Origin of the sequence: Pseudomonas sp. MWU12-3103b (assembly GCF_023100615.1) — a bacterium.
Classification (GTDB): Bacteria; Pseudomonadota; Gammaproteobacteria; order Pseudomonadales; family Pseudomonadaceae; genus Aquipseudomonas; species Aquipseudomonas putida_A.
The window spans coordinates 25,245-41,668 of sequence record NZ_JALMEY010000003.1; the positions used below are offsets into that span (position 1 = coordinate 25,245).

Annotated in this window: 13 protein-coding genes; 11 read left to right on the plus strand and 2 right to left on the minus strand. The window is 54.7% G+C overall.

Going from position 1 to position 16,424, the window contains the following annotated elements; translation table 11 throughout:
- Positions 1-546 precede the first annotated feature (546 nt).
- From dcm to M0808_RS06160, 4 genes are all read left to right on the plus strand, one after another.
- Positions 547-1,983 carry a DNA (cytosine-5-)-methyltransferase gene (gene dcm / locus M0808_RS06145; RefSeq protein WP_247840335.1) on the plus strand — a complete coding sequence of 479 codons (1,437 nt, stop codon included), beginning with the start codon at positions 547-549 and terminating at the stop codon, positions 1,981-1,983.
- Positions 1,984-2,131: 148 nt separating this feature from the next.
- Positions 2,132-2,593 carry a very short patch repair endonuclease gene (locus M0808_RS06150; protein ID WP_247840337.1) on the plus strand — a complete coding sequence of 154 codons (462 nt, stop codon included), beginning with the start codon at positions 2,132-2,134 and terminating at the stop codon, positions 2,591-2,593.
- A 57-nt stretch (positions 2,594-2,650) separates the two neighbouring features.
- Complete coding sequence (locus tag M0808_RS06155) at positions 2,651-3,907, plus strand: type II restriction endonuclease (protein WP_247840338.1); 1,257 nt, start codon at positions 2,651-2,653, stop codon at positions 3,905-3,907.
- A 187-nt stretch (positions 3,908-4,094) separates the two neighbouring features.
- On the plus strand, positions 4,095-5,609 hold the full coding sequence (locus tag M0808_RS06160; protein WP_247840340.1) for an HNH endonuclease signature motif containing protein: 1,515 nt from the start codon (positions 4,095-4,097) through the stop codon (positions 5,607-5,609).
- Positions 5,610-5,687: 78 nt separating this feature from the next.
- Here the strand turns inward: M0808_RS06160 and M0808_RS06165 are convergent, their stop codons facing one another.
- Together M0808_RS06165 and M0808_RS06170 are read right to left on the minus strand one after the other, a co-directional pair.
- Positions 5,688-6,938, minus strand: coding sequence for a ribonucleotide-diphosphate reductase subunit beta (locus M0808_RS06165; protein WP_003227292.1), 1,251 nt, complete (start codon positions 6,936-6,938; stop codon positions 5,688-5,690).
- Between the two features lie 553 nt (positions 6,939-7,491).
- Positions 7,492-7,752, minus strand: coding sequence for a DUF2790 domain-containing protein (locus tag M0808_RS06170; RefSeq protein ID WP_027612631.1), 261 nt, complete (start codon positions 7,750-7,752; stop codon positions 7,492-7,494).
- 475 nt (positions 7,753-8,227) lie between these two features.
- On the opposite strand from M0808_RS06170, the gene acs reads away from it, so the two are divergent.
- From acs to argR, 7 genes are all read left to right on the plus strand, one after another.
- Positions 8,228-10,183, plus strand: a complete 1,956-nt coding sequence (gene acs, locus M0808_RS06175; RefSeq protein WP_047599664.1) for an acetate--CoA ligase — start codon at positions 8,228-8,230, stop codon at positions 10,181-10,183.
- Between the two features lie 834 nt (positions 10,184-11,017).
- On the plus strand, positions 11,018-11,791 hold the full coding sequence (locus M0808_RS06180) for an ABC transporter substrate-binding protein (RefSeq protein ID WP_027612633.1): 774 nt from the start codon (positions 11,018-11,020) through the stop codon (positions 11,789-11,791).
- A 91-nt stretch (positions 11,792-11,882) separates the two neighbouring features.
- Positions 11,883-12,572, plus strand: coding sequence for an ABC transporter permease (locus M0808_RS06185; protein WP_003227287.1), 690 nt, complete (start codon positions 11,883-11,885; stop codon positions 12,570-12,572).
- Positions 12,569-13,267: an ABC transporter permease gene (locus M0808_RS06190; protein WP_003227285.1), complete on the plus strand. Its 699-nt coding sequence runs from the start codon at positions 12,569-12,571 to the stop codon at positions 13,265-13,267. The genes M0808_RS06185 and M0808_RS06190 overlap by 4 nt, the downstream gene beginning before the upstream one ends.
- A gap of 1 nt (position 13,268) precedes the next feature.
- Complete coding sequence (locus M0808_RS06195; RefSeq protein ID WP_247840342.1) at positions 13,269-14,381, plus strand: M14 family metallopeptidase; 1,113 nt, start codon at positions 13,269-13,271, stop codon at positions 14,379-14,381.
- Positions 14,382-14,408: 27 nt separating this feature from the next.
- Entirely contained in the window at positions 14,409-15,173 is a 765-nt protein-coding gene (locus M0808_RS06200) for an ATP-binding cassette domain-containing protein (RefSeq protein WP_003227281.1), read from the plus strand.
- A 232-nt stretch (positions 15,174-15,405) separates the two neighbouring features.
- Entirely contained in the window at positions 15,406-16,398 is a 993-nt protein-coding gene (gene argR / locus M0808_RS06205) for a transcriptional regulator ArgR (RefSeq protein WP_027612635.1), read from the plus strand.
- Positions 16,399-16,424 lie beyond the last annotated feature (26 nt).

A 16,424-nucleotide genomic window follows, 5' to 3' on the forward strand; every position in this document is an offset into this window, starting at 1 on the left:
GATTCGAACGGCGAGTACAGCGATTCACCTTCATCATGAAGGTTGGATAGTCAGGCATTTCCATTTACCTCTGGCTGCTTTCTTAGGGCATTCGTTAGGGTGTCGGGAGCTAAGAAACCCACCAGAGACGGGCCGGACATATTCCCCTTTCGGGTCTTGTATTCGCCCACTCCCGACATAACGGGACTTTTCGCAGGCGTAGAGAAACCGCAGACGAAAAAAAGCCGCATGACTGTCGGGTGCGGAGGACCGCTCTGGTTTGTAGAGTTTCTTAGGCTCGGAGCTGAGGGTAGGGGGAACAGGGATGGTCGTCAACCAGCGACTTTTCCTACTTATCGTGAGGTAAAACGAAATCTGGACAATGGTGCAGAGTAAATTATGCTGTGTTTATATCCAGTATTTGGTCGCCGCTGTTCTTCCAATTCACCCAACCCGTGTCGCCATGACTGATCTCACGGATTACGGGAAATTTCATTTACTTTGGATTTTCTAGGGCTAGAATGGTGACCATTCGTCACAGCTTTGACCCAGAGGAAATTCCGGCTCATGAATCTTTTTGAAACAGCATCTTTTGAATCCTTGGGCGAAACGACCTCGGATTCTTATGAGCCTGATACCCATCCTGTTACCGACCTTGCGTTACTGCACAAGCTGCTGGAGATCTACGACCAAGGGCAGTTGGCCGAAATTCTCAACGATGTGAGCCCGAGTCACTGGTGCCGTGAAACCATCAATCGATGGATCAAGGGCAAGGCTTCGCCTAAGCTCTCTCACATTGAATTCACTCGTCTGAAGGATCTGCTACCCAAGCGGTTGAACCACAAACCTTCATTCACCTTTATCGATCTTTTTGCCGGCATTGGCGGTATCAGGAAAGGGTTTGAAGCCATCGGTGGCGAGTGCTTGTTCACGTCCGAATGGAACAAGTACGCGGTCAAGACCTACAAGGCCAACCACTTCTGCGATCCGGCTCGTCACCGCTTCAATCTCGACATCCGCTCGGTCACGCTTTCGGACAAGCTCGAAGTCAGCGACGAAGAAGCGTACAAGAACATTGATCGCGAAATTCCTGATCACGACGTTTTGTTGGCAGGTTTCCCATGCCAGCCGTTCTCGCTTGCAGGTGTTTCCAAGAAGAACTCTTTGGGGCGCAAGCACGGTTTCGAGTGTGAGACCCAAGGCACTCTGTTTTTCGATGTGGCGCGGATAATTGCCGCGAAACGCCCGGCTGCATTCTTGCTTGAGAACGTGAAAAACCTGAAAAGCCATGACAAGGGCAATACGTTCCGAATCATTTGCGAAGCGCTGGATGAATTGGGCTACGAGGTTGCAGATGTAAATGCGCCAAAAGGATCAGACCCGAAGGTCATCGATGCCAAGCACTTCGTGCCGCAGCATCGTGAGCGTATCGTGCTGGTCGGTTTCCGCCGTGATCTCAATGTTCACCAAGGATTCACGTTGCGCGACATCAGCAAGCACATACCGAAGCAGCGACCTAGCTTCGGTGATCTGCTTGATAAGGATGTGGATGAGAAATACATCCTCACGCCAAAGCTTTGGGACTATCTCTACCGTTATGCCGAAAAGCATCGCGAGAAAGGCAATGGCTTTGGCTTTGGCTTGACTCGTCCAAACGATGTCGCACGAACGCTGTCGGCGAGATATCACAAGGATGGGTCGGAAATCCTGGTTGACCGTGGGTTTGTGGATACCTTGGATTTCAACAGTGAATTGAATCAGCTCAATCGCCCTCGCCGATTGACTCCGCATGAGTGCTCGCGCCTGATGGGTTTTGACAAGCCGGGGGAAAGCAAATTTGTGATCCCTGTATCCGACACCCAAGCGTATCGCCAGTTTGGCAACTCAGTGGCAGTCCCCGTTTTTGAGGCTGTAGCTCGGTTGATGAAGGATCGGATATTGGCCGCAAAGGAAAAAAATGCGGAAGAGGAAAGACCGCAGTTGGAGTTTGCCCTTCCAGAGTAAGCGGAGACATCTCTATCCAAGGTTTGGAGTGATTTTTTTCTCGTCGACTCCGTCCAGCAATGCATTAGATAGCTCAAAGCGAACCTTGAGTTTGAAGTCTCTAGGGGTATACAAAGGAGCTGAGCTATCGAGTGTATGGAGGTGAGGCTTGGTCGATGTTGTAGATGCCGTAACCCGATCTCGAATGATGTCTGGCATCAAAGGTAAAAATACCAAGCCAGAGGTTTCGATTCGCAGGGCTTTGCATGCCCGTGGGTTTCGCTACCGCATTCACGTCAATAATCTCCCCGGTAAACCTGATCTGGTTTTACCAAAATACAAGGCTGTGGTCTTCGTCCATGGCTGCTTCTGGCATGGGCATTCATGTCGTTACTTTAAAGTTCCTAAGACTAGATCTGCATTCTGGATTGACAAAATCCAGAAAAATCGCGATAGAGATGCATTGCAAGTAAATGCTTTGCTGGTGTCGGGGTGGCGCGTTCTTCTGATTTGGGAATGCGCGGTTAGGTCAGCAGTCAAGGGACAGCTGCCGTCTTTGATGGATCAGGTAGTTGGCTGGCTAGAAAACGGTGATAAGTATATGCAGATTCAAGAAAATTCGACTGTATAAAAACTAGAGACTTGCGCTTTTTTACATAATCGTAGGGCTAGGTTCTAAGGGGCGAGGATGTATAAGGACAAAACTAGCGATTACTTTGAGGGCGTGGCGGCTAAATATTTGCGCGCGGTCGATGCTAATCCGAATAAATCAAATCAGCATGAAATCGGAGGGCTCCCGTCTGCCGGCTTTATGAGGTTCTTGGGTACACCCAAAGAACATGAGAAGATTCGGTTCAGAGCAAAACAAGTTTATATTACCGATGAGTCATTGGCGCCTGAAGTTAGTGAGGGGCGTGTTACTTGGTACGACGTAAGAAGCTATGATTCAAAACGAGATCCAGAGTATCGCCTTTATTATTATCCAAACTCTGTTACGGAATTGATTTCGGAGGGGGATTTTTTACTTATCGCAAAAATGCGCGATGGTTCACTTTTGATGGTTTTCACTCCGCCAGGGGGGACAATAGAAAATCAGCTGAGACTTTTGTTTGGACTGGATCATGTCAGCGGCAGAGTTAAGGCGGGCTCTTTAGATAATGTGGCGTTGCTCCTCCCTTTAAGGCTCATGTTGGAGGGGCTTGGCCTTGATTTGGGCCATAAAGATGCAGAGGACGATGAATGGTTATCCCGACTGATTAAAGATTTCGGCGGAGATAAGTTTCCCTCTACGTCAATTTTCTCTGATTATGCGAGAAAAAGTTTGACAGACATTATAGATCCTGTTGGCTCTCCAGATAATGCAATTGTTGGGTGGATGGAGCATGAAGAGAAACTTTTTCGAATTTATGAGCGATATTTAGTCCAGCAGCGCTTACGTAAAGGTTTTGGATGTGAGGGGGAGGATGTTGAAGCTTTTATATCTTTCTCGTTAAGTGTGCAGAATCGAAGAAAATCACGCGTGGGTCACGCTTTTGAAGGGCATTTAAGCTGCATATTTAAGCTGCATGGTTTAAATTTTCAACAGGGAGGTGGTAAGGGGTTTACAACTGAAAATAATTCAAAGCCTGACTTTGTTTTTCCTGGCTTTATGCAATATCGTGATCCGGAATTCCCGCTTGAGAAACTTATGATGTTGGGAGCAAAGACGACTTGTAAAGATCGATGGCGGCAAGTTTTGAGTGAAGCATACCGTGTTAAATCAAAGCATTTGATTACTCTAGAGGCTGCAATTAGCGAACGCCAAACAAATGAAATGAAGTCGCATGGTTTAAATTTAGTTGTTCCGTTGCCAATTCAAAGAACTTATTCAGAAGAGCAGCAAGGTTGGTTGCTAGGATTGAGTGATTTCATAGAGTGCGTAAGAAATAGTCAGGCGCTCGTATGAAAGTTCAATCCATTCTGGGTATTCGGAAGTACCTTGATAAGTGAGTGTTTTTTGGTGCAACTCGCGAGGCTGAAATCATCCCCCGATCTTTAAATAAAGAGTAGGAGGCTGATCTTGACCACACATGGCGCTCCGTTGATGATGGGGGCGGAAAAAATTGCTCGGGGATACGAGCTTAGGAGGGGGTATGGCCAAGGCTAGCGTTACCAAAAAAGAGAAAACTAAATCTCTTTTCAAAATTTCACGAAGCATTCTTTCAAAGCTTGATCCGTCAGAAAGAAACGGAGCTGAGGATTCTCTGTGGATGAAATCCTCCGGGCTTTGTGCTCTTTGCGGACAGGCATTAAGTAATAATGCTGATCTAAACGTCGCTGATCATAGAATTCCTGAAAGTGTCAGTGGAGTCGGTGGAAATGTTTTAAGTAATCTGTATCTAGCGCATCTTTCTTGCAATGCAAGCAGGAAAGATCTTCCTTTTGAGGTGGCGCGACCGATTGTAGGATTTAGAGTTTTTTCGGAAGAAAAAAAATCAATCACGTTTGATAATGTCATTGAAAAGTATGTGGCTAATGGTCGGCAACCTGTTTCAGTTGATAGGGATGGCGACACAATTGTACTCAGTTTTGGTTCTGATCAGTTTGCTTCTACTGTGTCTCGAGATGTGGCTACGGGGACTGAGTACTTTTATGCAGAGATTCCGTTTGAATATGTTTCGAATGATAAAGAAATTCAGCCTCGGCTTGTCTCTTACCCCCATGTTCGACGTCTAGCTCTTGATTTTGTTAGTCGTCCAATTCATGAGCCCAGTAACTGTCGTCTCGTAATGCATGGCGAGAAGGCTGGTGCTTTACTGCAATTTGATGGGCAGCATAAAAGCACGGCTCAAATTCTGTTGGGAAGAAAGACCGGGTCATTTAAGGTTTATATCGAACCTGATAAAGCTATGTTGCAAGAGCTTGTCGTGAAAATCCAGCAAGAAATAAAGAAACAGCCGCTGACTAGATCTGATACTTTAGCGAAGCTAGGAGATGTAATTTCACGATTGCTAGATGAGTACAAGGATACGAAAAGAACTGAGCAGGGATTCGTTGCCATGCAACCTAAGATAGAGCGTGCAGCGATAAAAAAGCTTTATCAGCAAGAACTTCAGCGATTGGTGTTTTTTGACGGAGATAATGAGTTAGCTGCATTCGTAAAGCCTGGGGCCTTAGGCGCGCCTACTACGGATCGGATGGTTATTGATCGAATGATTGCCCCGTTGTTGTGCTCTGAATTACTCGGAATAGATATGGACGCTTCAGGAGGTAGAGATACTGAACGAGAGAATATAATAATTATTCTCAATCAAATAGTGAAAAATATGCTACCCCCTAATTGGGAAAAAGATCCGATCCAGAAGCAGCGGACTCAAACGTTTTTTCTAGGTGGAGCAATTGGTTGGTGGATGAATGAGCTTCTAATACCAGCTCTTCGTTATGTAACTATGAAGTTGAAAGATAAGGAGCCGTTGTTGCTAGATGCGCTGGATGCAGGCGTTGAAAGTAAAATGGTTTCTATTGTCGATGCTTTGTGTATGTGGGATGTTTGGAGTACTACATCAGTTGAAGGGTTGGCGGCGCTCAGAAGTAATACTGTAAAAAATGTCGTAAGTGTTTTTTCTGAATACACTCATTTGAGACTAATTAAAGAGGCGACTTCGTAACTGCCAAGCTTGGTTGTTTCGCAATAACAAAGCCCCATGCTCGGGGCTTTGTTTGTGATTTGTGGTCAAGAATTTATATCAATCCCAGCTCAACGCACCACCAGTTTGATACTCGATCACTCTCGTCTCAAAGAAATTCTTCTCTTTCTTCAAGTCCATAATCTCGCTCATCCAAGGGAACGGGTTAGTCGTCCCTGGGTACTCTTCCTTCAAACCAATCTGCGACAAACGACGGTTGGCGATGAACTTCAGGTAGTCCTCCATCATCGCCGCGTTCATGCCCAGTACGCCGCGAGGCATGGTGTCGCGGGCGTATTCGATCTCCAGTTGCGTACCCTGCAGGATCATCTGGGTCGCTTCTTCCTTCATCTCGGCATCCCACAGGTGTGGGTTTTCGATTTTGATCTGGTTGATCACGTCGATGCCGAAGTTCAGGTGCATGGATTCGTCGCGCAGGATGTACTGGAACTGCTCGGCGACGCCGGTCATTTTGTTGCGGCGGCCCATGGAGAGGATCTGGGTGAAGCCGCAGTAGAAGAAGATGCCTTCCAGAACGCAGTAGTAGGCGATCAGGTTGCGCAGCAGTTCTTTGTCGGTGTCCGGGGTGCCAGTTTCGAACTTCGGATCGGAGATCGAGCGGGTGTATTTCAGGCCCCAGGCTGCCTTTTTGGCGACCGACGGGATCTCGTGGTACATGTTGAAGATCTCGCCTTCATCCATGGCCAGCGATTCGATGCAGTACTGGTAGGCGTGGGTGTGGATCGCCTCTTCGAACGCCTGGCGCAGGATGTACTGGCGGCATTCCGGGTTGGTGATCAGGCGGTACACGGCCAGCACCAGGTTGTTGGCAACCAGGGAGTCGGCGGTGGAGAAGAAGCCGAGGTTGCGCATCACGATGCGGCGCTCGTCGTCGGTCAGGCCTTCCGGGTTTTTCCAGAGGGCGATGTCGGCGGTCATGTTGACTTCTTGCGGCATCCAGTGGTTTGCGCAGCCGTCCAGGTATTTCTGCCAGGCCCAGTCGTACTTGAAGGGTACGAGTTGGTTGAGGTCGGCGCGGCAGTTGATCATGCGCTTTTCGTCAACGGCGACACGGGCGGAGGCGCCTTCGAGTTCGGCGAGGCCTTCGGCGACGTCGAGGGAATCCAGTGCTGCCTTGGCGCGGGCCACGGCGGCCGAGTCGTCGGCGGTCACGGCGCGGGCTTCCAGCGCTGCGGCACCGCCGGCGCTGTCGAGGCGGTCCATGTTGGCTTCAGTAGCGTGGCCGGCGTTGGCGCCTTTCACGGTTGCTACTTCACTGTCTTCTTTGTCGAATTCGTCCCAGCTCAGCATGACGTGTCGTCTCCTGCGTGAGGGCCTGTCGCCCCGTGTGAAACCTGATTGGTTGGTTGTTCACACGGTCGTACAGACCGCGTTGGATCTTAAGGAATCGTTTTTTGCGGCAGCCAAGGCAGGCAATAAAACAGAATTTTGTACGGGTTTCCGAGAGCCTCTGACGGGCGCAGATCAGCGTTGACGCTGCTGCGGGGCTTCAGAATGGCTTTTGCTCCCTGTAAGGGAATATTGCTGACCCGATTAGGGCGGCATTATAGGGAAAAAAACACGGCTGTGCTGAGGCGAATCCGCGCATGGAGCGGTCGAGGAGGGTGGTTTTTCGATGAGAGTGCGGGTTTACAGGGCTTTGCCGGGGATAGATTTTTTTTCGCAAAAATCTCGCGATTGTGGATTTGCTCAAAAAACGAACAAAAAAACCGGTTTTTCACTACATCTAGTGTTTTGCAAGCATTTTTGACGACTCCAGACACAACTGAGCCCGACCGAAGCCGGGCTGGAATCGACCCTCAAATGAGGCGCTGAGCGGTCCGATTCGGTGCAGTCTCGATCATCAATTGGTGCAGCCGTTGCCCATGACGCTGTAACGCAGGATGTGGCGCTGACCCTTGGAGTCGTCGTACTCCATTTTGGCCGGTACCACTTCGCAGACATTCGGCACTTCGCTCATCGATACAACTTTGGCGATGTCCAGGTGAGTGGAGTAAGTGTATTCCTCGATCACCGGTTGTTGCTGTGCGACATCAGTCGGGACCTCGTCTGCCATGGCGGTTGCGCACAGACTGCTGAGGGCCAGAACCAATAAAGCTTTCATTTCAGATTTACCTTTTTGAGGTCGAGTGGGGTCACGCAACCTTTTTAGGGTTGCGTGTGGAACTTCATCATTTGCAGTTATTACTTGAGAGCTGGATTAACGGCCTTCGTGGGGGCTGTAACGTTGTTAATCGCGTTTGCCTTGTCGGCGAGGTGGATTTTAGGGAGGAGGGGTGGGGGTAAACAGGTGGGGTTTTGATAAACACTTTTCGCGGTTTTGGTAACAATCGGTCGTCAGGGTGGGGAAGAGCCTTTTCTGGCGATGCAATTTGTCTGGGGAACCGAGTTGTCTGGATCGCTTGCAGGCAAGCTCCTACAAGGGGTTTGGGGTGTTTGGGGGTAGTGCGTCGGGCTTGCTGTCTGGGTATCGCCATGTTTTGTAGGGGCTTGTTACTACCATCGTCGAATGGTTCTATGGGCCCGGCCCGGCTACAACGGGGTCATACAAAAACAACTATTCCACCGAGGTAAGAAAGATGAGTGCGGCTTCTCTGTATCCCGTTCGTCCCGAGGTTCTGGCCAATACGCTGACTGACGAGGCGACCTACAAAGCCATGTACCAGCAGTCGGTCGTCAACCCTGACGGTTTCTGGCGCGAGCAAGCCAAGCGCCTCGACTGGATCAAGCCTTTCACCACGGTGAAGCAGACGTCCTTCGACGATCACCATGTCGACATCAAATGGTTCGCCGACGGCACCCTGAACGTTTCCTACAACTGCCTCGACCGTCATCTGGCCGAGCGCGGCGATCAGATCGCGATCATCTGGGAAGGCGACGATCCTTCCGAAAGTCGCAACATCACTTACCGCGAACTGCACGAACAAGTCTGCAAACTGGCCAACGCCCTGCGTGGTCAGGACGTGCACCGCGGCGACGTGGTGACTATCTATATGCCGATGATCCCCGAAGCCGTGGTCGCCATGCTGGCCTGTACCCGGATCGGCGCGATTCATTCGGTGGTGTTCGGTGGTTTCTCGCCGGAAGCCCTGGCGGGGCGGATCATCGACTGCAAATCGAAAGTGGTGATCACCGCTGACGAAGGCATCCGTGCCGGCAAGAAGATCTCGCTGAAAGCCAACGTCGACGATGCGCTGACCAACCCGGAAACCAGCAGCATCCAGAAAGTCATCGTGTGCAAGCGCACCGGCGGCGACATCAAGTGGAACCAGCATCGCGACATCTGGTACGAAGACCTGATGAAAGTGGCGGGCACCGTCTGCGCGCCAAAAGAGATGGGCGCCGAAGAAGCGCTGTTCATCCTTTATACCTCCGGCTCGACCGGCAAGCCGAAGGGCGTGCAGCACACCACCGGCGGTTATCTACTGTACGCGGCGATGACCCACGAGCGTGTGTTCGACTACCGTCCGGGCGAAATCTACTGGTGCACCGCCGACGTCGGCTGGGTCACCGGCCACAGCTACATCGTCTACGGCCCGCTGGCCAATGGCGCGACCACGCTGCTGTTCGAAGGCGTGCCGAACTACCCGGACATCACCCGGGTGGCGAAGATCGTCGACAAGCACAAGGTCAACATCCTCTACACAGCGCCGACCGCGATCCGCGCGATGATGGCGTCCGGCACCGCTGCCGTTGAGGGCGCGGATGGCAGCAGCCTGCGTCTGCTCGGTTCGGTCGGCGAGCCGATCAACCCGGAAGCCTGGGACTGGTACTACAAGAATGTCGGCAAGTCCCGTTGCCCGATCGTTGATACCTGGTGGCAGACCGAAACCGGCGGCAACATGATGAGCCCGCTGCCGGGGGCGCATGCACTGAAGCCGGGTTCGGCGGCACGTCCGTTCTTCGGCGTGGTACCGGCGCTGGTCGACAACCTCGGCAACATCATCGAGGGCGAGGCCGAGGGCAATCTGGTGATTCTCGATTCGTGGCCGGGTCAGGCACGCACGCTGTATGGCGACCATGACCGCTTCGTCGACACCTACTTCAAGACCTTCCGTGGCATGTACTTCACCGGTGACGGTGCGCGGCGTGACGCCGATGGTTACTACTGGATCACCGGGCGTGTCGACGACGTGCTCAACGTCTCCGGCCACCGCATGGGCACCGCCGAGATCGAAAGCGCGATGGTTGCGCACCCGAAAGTCGCCGAAGCGGCGGTGGTCGGTGTGCCGCATGACATCAAGGGGCAGGGCATTTATGTCTACGTCACCCTGAAGAATGGCGAAGAGCCGAGCGAGCAACTGCGCCTGGAGCTAAAGAACTGGGTGCGCAAAGAGATCGGCCCGATTGCTTCGCCGGACGTGATTCAGTGGGCGCCGGGGCTGCCGAAGACCCGTTCGGGCAAGATCATGCGGCGGATTCTGCGCAAGATTGCTACGGCTGAGTACGATGGGTTGGGGGATATCTCGACCCTGGCGGATCCGGGTGTGGTGCAGCATTTGATTGATACGCACAAGACGATGAATGTGGCTTAAGCCTGTCTGATGCATTGAAAAGCCCTGTCCGGTGATGCCGGGTGGGGCTTTTTTGTGTCTGGAGGTTTTGGGGTGGCAGGGCTGGCCCCTTCGCGAGCAAGCCCGCTCCCACAGGTTGATGTGTGGTCTGTCTGGAAGAATGCAGTCCAGCCGGGGCTATTTTGTCTGGTGGGTTTGTGGTGGTTTTGCTGGCCTCTTCGCGAGCAAGCTCGCTCCCACAGGTTGATCGCGGTCCGTCTGAAAGAATGCAGGGCCACTGTGGGAGCGAGCTTGCTCGCGAAGGCAATCTGTCAGACGCCGCAGTAATCCCCTGTCAGAAACCCAAACCCACCCAACCAATAATTATCGATTTCCTGTGCAAGCCATTTCCCGCTGTTACCCATGCCTACCCGAGTAACCAAATGTGTAACCGCCCGCCCCGCCGCGGGGGCGAAGGGAAACGCATCGCCCCGTTTTAGAGCCTTAAACCCCCCGGTGAAAAATAAGACACAACGCTGCGCTTGCCGGATTAGAAGGGTTTGCGAATAATAGGCCCGCAATTTGCAGCATAGATCGGTTCACTGTCTTTCGCTCTTGCATGAATCTGCAAGGCTGTCAATGCGCTCAAGCGGGTTTCTCTGTGCATCTGTAATTAGTTGTCGCATTGAAGAAATATCGGCTTCGGGCCTGTCGTTAGAATGCCGATCACTCGCTCATCGTGGCTGACGTTGAAAACCCCGAGGGTTTCAATGGGAAATTTCCCACCGATGCTGCGCCGCTTTCCCGATTCACCCATTCGCATATTGGGCTGTCGCTCACTCTGCCGTTTTTGCCCTTTACCGATGGAGTCCCAAGATGAAGAAACTTGTGCTGCTTGGCGCCCTGGCACTGTCCGTGCTGTCGCTGAATTCCTTCGCTGATGAAAAACCTCTGAAGATCGGTATCGAAGCGGCGTACCCTCCGTTCGCTTCGAAAGCGCCGGATGGCAGCATCGTTGGTTTCGACTACGACATCGGCAATGCCCTGTGTGAAGAAATGAAGGTCAAGTGCCAGTGGGTCGAGCAAGAGTTCGACGGTCTGATCCCGGCACTGAAAGTGCGCAAGATCGACGCGATCCTGTCGTCGATGTCGATCACTGAAGACCGCAAGAAATCCGTGGACTTCACCAACAAGTACTACAACACCCCGGCCCGTCTGGTCATGAAGCAGGGCACCGTTGTCAGCGACAACCTGTCTGAGCTCAAGGGCAAAAACATCGGTGTACAACGTGGTTCGATCCACGAGCGTTTCGCCCGCGAAGTCCTGGCCCCGCTGGGTGCCGAGATCAAGCCATACGGCTCGCAGAACGAAATCTACCTCGACGTGGCTGCTGGTCGCCTCGACGGTACTGTGGCTGACGCCACTCTGCTGCAAGACGGCTTCCTGAACACTGATTCCGGCAAAGGCTTCGCCTTCGTCGGCCCGCAGTTCACCGACGTCAAATACTTCGGCGATGGCGTAGGCATCGCGGTGCGCAAGGGCGACGCGCTGAAAGACAAGATCAACGCGGCCATCGCGGCCATCCGTGAAAACGGTAAATACAAAGCCATCCAGGACAAATACTTCGCCTTCGATATCTACGGCAAGTAACACGTCTCTGCGACAAGTCAGAAATGGCGCAAGCAACAGGATCTCTGCGGTTTGCGCCATTTTTTCATCCCAACTTTCGAGGACCTGAATCATGTTGAAAGGCTACGGGGCTGTCATCCTCGATGGCGCATGGCTGACGCTTCAGCTCGCCTTGTCGTCCATGGCCCTGGCCATCGTTCTCGGGCTGATCGGGGTCGCGTTGCGCCTGTCGCCGATTCGTTGGCTGGCGTGGCTGGGCGATCTGTATTCCACGGTGATCCGCGGGATTCCCGACTTGGTGCTGATCCTGCTGATCTTTTACGGCGGTCAGGACTTGCTCAACCGTGTTGCGCCGATGCTCGGTTATGACGACTACATCGACCTGAACCCGCTGGCCGCCGGTATCGGCACCCTCGGTTTCATCTTCGGTGCGTACCTGTCGGAGACGTTCCGTGGCGCGTTCATGGCGATCCCCAAGGGCCAGGCTGAAGCCGGTATGGCCTACGGCATGAGCAGTTTTCAGGTGTTTTTCCGGGTGATGGTGCCGCAGATGATTCGTCTGGCGATCCCTGGCTTCACCAACAACTGGCTGGTGCTGACCAAGGCCACCGCGCTGATTTCAGTGGTCGGTCTGCAAGACATGATGTTCAAGGCCAAGCAGGCGGCGGATGCCACCCGCGAGCCTTTCACCTTCTTCCTCGCAGTGGCGGCGATGTACCTGGTGATTACCAGTGTCTCGTTGCTGGCGCTGCGTCACCTTGAGAAGCGCTACTCGGTAGGCGTAAGGGCGGCTGATCTATGATCTTCGACTACAACGTCATTTGGGAGGCCATGCCGCTGTACCTCGGCGGCCTGCTGACCACCCTCAAACTGCTCGCGCTGTCGCTGTTGTTCGGTCTGTTGGCGGCACTGCCGCTGGGCCTGATGCGCGTCTCGAAGAACCCGATCGTTAATGGCGCCGCGTGGCTCTACACCTACGTGATCCGCGGCACGCCGATGCTGGTGCAGCTGTTCCTGATCTACTACGGTCTGGCGCAGTTCGAAGCAGTACGTGAAAGCTTCTTGTGGCCGTGGCTGTCCAGCGCGACATTCTGTGCGTGCCTGGCGTTCGCGATCAACACCAGCGCCTACACCGCCGAGATCATTGCCGGCAGCCTCAAGGCCACGCCGAACGGCGAGATCGAAGCCGCCAAGGCCATGGGCATGTCGCGCTTCAAACTGTACAAGCGCATCCTGTTGCCATCGGCCCTGCGCCGGGCGCTGCCGCAGTACAGCAACGAAGTGATCATGATGCTGCAGACCACCAGTCTGGCGTCCATCGTGACCCTGATCGACATCACCGGCGCGGCCCGTACCGTCAACGCGCAGTACTACCTGCCGTTCGAGGCGTACATCACCGCCGGCGTGTTCTACCTGTGCCTGACCTTCATTCTGGTGAAGCTGTTCAAGCTGGCCGAGCGCCGCTGGTTGAGCTACCTGGCCCCGCGGAAGCACTGATATGGAACGCATCGACCACGTATTGCCGTGGAGCCACCTGGGCAGCGAGCGCAAGATCTCGGTCTTCCGCTTCGGCAGCGGCGAGCGCAAGGCTTACATCCAGGCCAGCCTGCACGCCGACGAACTGCCCGGCATGCGCACCGCCTGGGAGCTGAAAAAGCGTCTCGGCGAACTCGAAGCCCAGGGCCTGCTCAACGGCGTGATCGAGCTGGTGCCGGTCGCCAACCCGCTGGGCCTCGGCCAGTTGCTGCAAGGCAATCATCAGGGGCGTTTCGAGGCGGGCAGCGGCAAGAATTTCAACCGCGATTTCGTCGAGCTGAGCGCACCGGTTGCGGAGAAGCTGGCCGAGCGTCTCGGTGACGATCCGCACGCCAACATTCGGCTGATCCGTCAGGCCATGGCTGATCACCTGGCTGCGTTGCCCGAAGCGAGCAGTCAGTTGCAAGGCATGCAGCGCGTTTTGCTCAGCCACGCCTGCACTGCCGATGTGGTGCTGGACTTGCACTGCGACGCTGAAGCCGCGCTGCACATGTATGCGCTGCCGCAGCACTGGCCGCAGTGGCGCTCGTTGGCGGCGCACCTGAATGTGAAGGTCGGTTTGCTGGCGGAAGATTCCGGCGGCAGCTCCTTCGATGAAGCGTGCTCGTTGCCATGGTTGCGTCTGTCGCGGCAGTTTCCGGACGCGCAGATCCCACTGGCGTGCCTGGCGACCACCGTCGAGCTCGGCGGTCAGGCCAATACCGACCGCGTTGATGCGCAAGCCTGGGCTGAAGGCATTCTGGCGTTCCTTGCCGAGCAAGGCCTGATCACTGGCGAATGGCCGAAGCCGGCCAACGAAGCGTGCGAAGGCATGCCGTTCGAAGGCACTGAATTACTGTTGGCGCCGCACCCCGGTGTGGTGAGTTTCCTGCGTAAACCTGGCGAGTGGGTTGACGCCGGGGATGAGATTTTCGAAGTGATCGACCCTGTGTCCGATCGGGTCAGCACGGTGTGTGCTGGTACGTCCGGGGTGCTGTTTGCCATTGAACGGCTGCGCTATGCCCAACCCGGTTTCTGGCTGGCCAAGGTGGCGGGGCGCGAAGCGCTGCGTCACGGGCGCTTGCTCAACGACTGACTGACTGTTTTTGTGAGAACCGACCGCATGTACAAACTTGAAGTCCAAGACCTGCATAAACGCTATGGCAGTCACGAAGTGCTCAAGGGCGTGTCCCTGAAAGCGGCAGCCGGCGATGTGATCAGCATCATCGGCTCCAGTGGCTCCGGCAAAAGTACTTTCCTGCGCTGCATCAACCTGCTCGAGCAGCCGCACGCGGGCAAGATCCTGCTCAACAACGAAGAGTTGAAACTGGTAGCGAACAAGGACGGCGCGCTGAAAGCCGCTGATCCGAAACAGCTGCAACGCATGCGTTCGCGCCTGTCGATGGTGTTCCAGCATTTCAACCTGTGGTCGCACATGACCGCGCTGGAAAACATCATGGAAGCGCCGGTCCACGTACTGGGCGTGTCCAAGGCTGAAGCCCGCGAGAAAGCCGAGCACTACCTGAACAAGGTTGGCGTGGCCCATCGTAAAGATGCGTTCCCGGGGCACATGTCCGGTGGCGAGCAGCAGCGTGTGGCAATTGCCCGTGCGCTGGCGATGGAGCCGGAAGTGATGCTGTTCGACGAACCGACTTCGGCGCTTGACCCGGAGCTGGTCGGTGACGTGCTGAAAGTCATGCAGGCCCTCGCTCAGGAAGGCCGCACCATGGTCGTGGTCACGCACGAAATGGGCTTCGCCCGTGAAGTGTCGAACCAGTTGGTGTTCCTGCACAAAGGTGTCGTGGAAGAGAGCGGCAACCCGCGCGAAGTGCTGGTCAATCCGCAATCCGAGCGTTTGCAGCAGTTCCTCTCAGGTAGCCTCAAGTAATCGCTGCCGTTATGCACCAGATTAGGTCATGCTTCGCGACCTGAAGACTGGCTCGGTCCCCCTGTGGGAGCGGGCTTGCTCGCGAAAACGGTCGATCAGTCAACATCATTGCTGCCTGAACCACCGCCTTCGCGAGCAAGCCCGCTCCCACAATGGACCTGCGACAGCTTCGATTACGGGCTAGCATTGGCCCATGCCTTCATCACCGTTCTTCGTTTCGGATTGCCCGCCCATGACTGCCCATCGAATTGGTTTCCTGATTTGGCCCAGCACTAAAGCTTTGACGCTGGCGCTGGCGGAGGAGGCCTTGCGTGTTGCTCAGCGGGTGCATCCGGAGGTGGTTTACGAATTGTCGTTCCTCCAGGCCGAAACCGTGACAGACGTTGCGGCCGAGGGGGCGTGGCAACTGCCGGGCGAGGCGTGGACCGGCAAGCTGGAAAACTTCCAGAAACTGTTCCTGCTCGCCGACGAGCCGCCGACCACCCTGGCCCCGGCACTCAGCAGCGCGCTCAAGCAACTGGTGCGGGCCGGTTGCGTGATCGGTGGCCTGTCGGCGGGCGTGTATCCGTTGGCGCAACTTGGTCTGCTCGACGGTTATCGCGCGGCCGTGCACTGGCGCTGGCAGGACGATTTCGCCGAGCGCTTCCCGAAAGTCATCGCCACCAGTCACCTGTTCGACTGGGATCGTGATCGCCTGACCGCGTGTGGCGGCATGTCGGTACTCGACCTGCTGCTGGCGGTGCTGGCCCGTGATCATGGGGCAGAACTGGCCGGTGCGGTGTCCGAAGAACTGGTGGTCGAGCGCATCCGCGAGGGCGGTGAACGCCAGCGCATTCCACTGCAGAACCGCCTCGGTTCCAGCCATCCGAAGCTCACCCAAGCGGTGTTGCTGATGGAAGCCAACATCGAAGAGCCGCTGACCACCGACGAAATCGCCCAGCACGTATGCGTATCCCGTCGGCAGTTGGAGCGGATCTTCAAGCAATACCTCAACCGCGTGCCGAGCCAGTACTACCTGGAATTGCGCCTGAACAAGGCCCGGCAGATGTTGATGCAAACCAGCAAGTCGATCATCCAGATCGGCCTGTCCTGCGGCTTCTCCTCGGGGCCGCATTTCTCCAGCGCCTATCGCAACTTCTTCGGCGCCACGCCGCGCGAAGATCGCAACCAGCGGCGCAGCAGCAGTCCGTTCGAACTGTCGTCAGTGCCGCCGGAGCGCGGTTGACGCACCCCGGCAGAACCCGCTGAGCG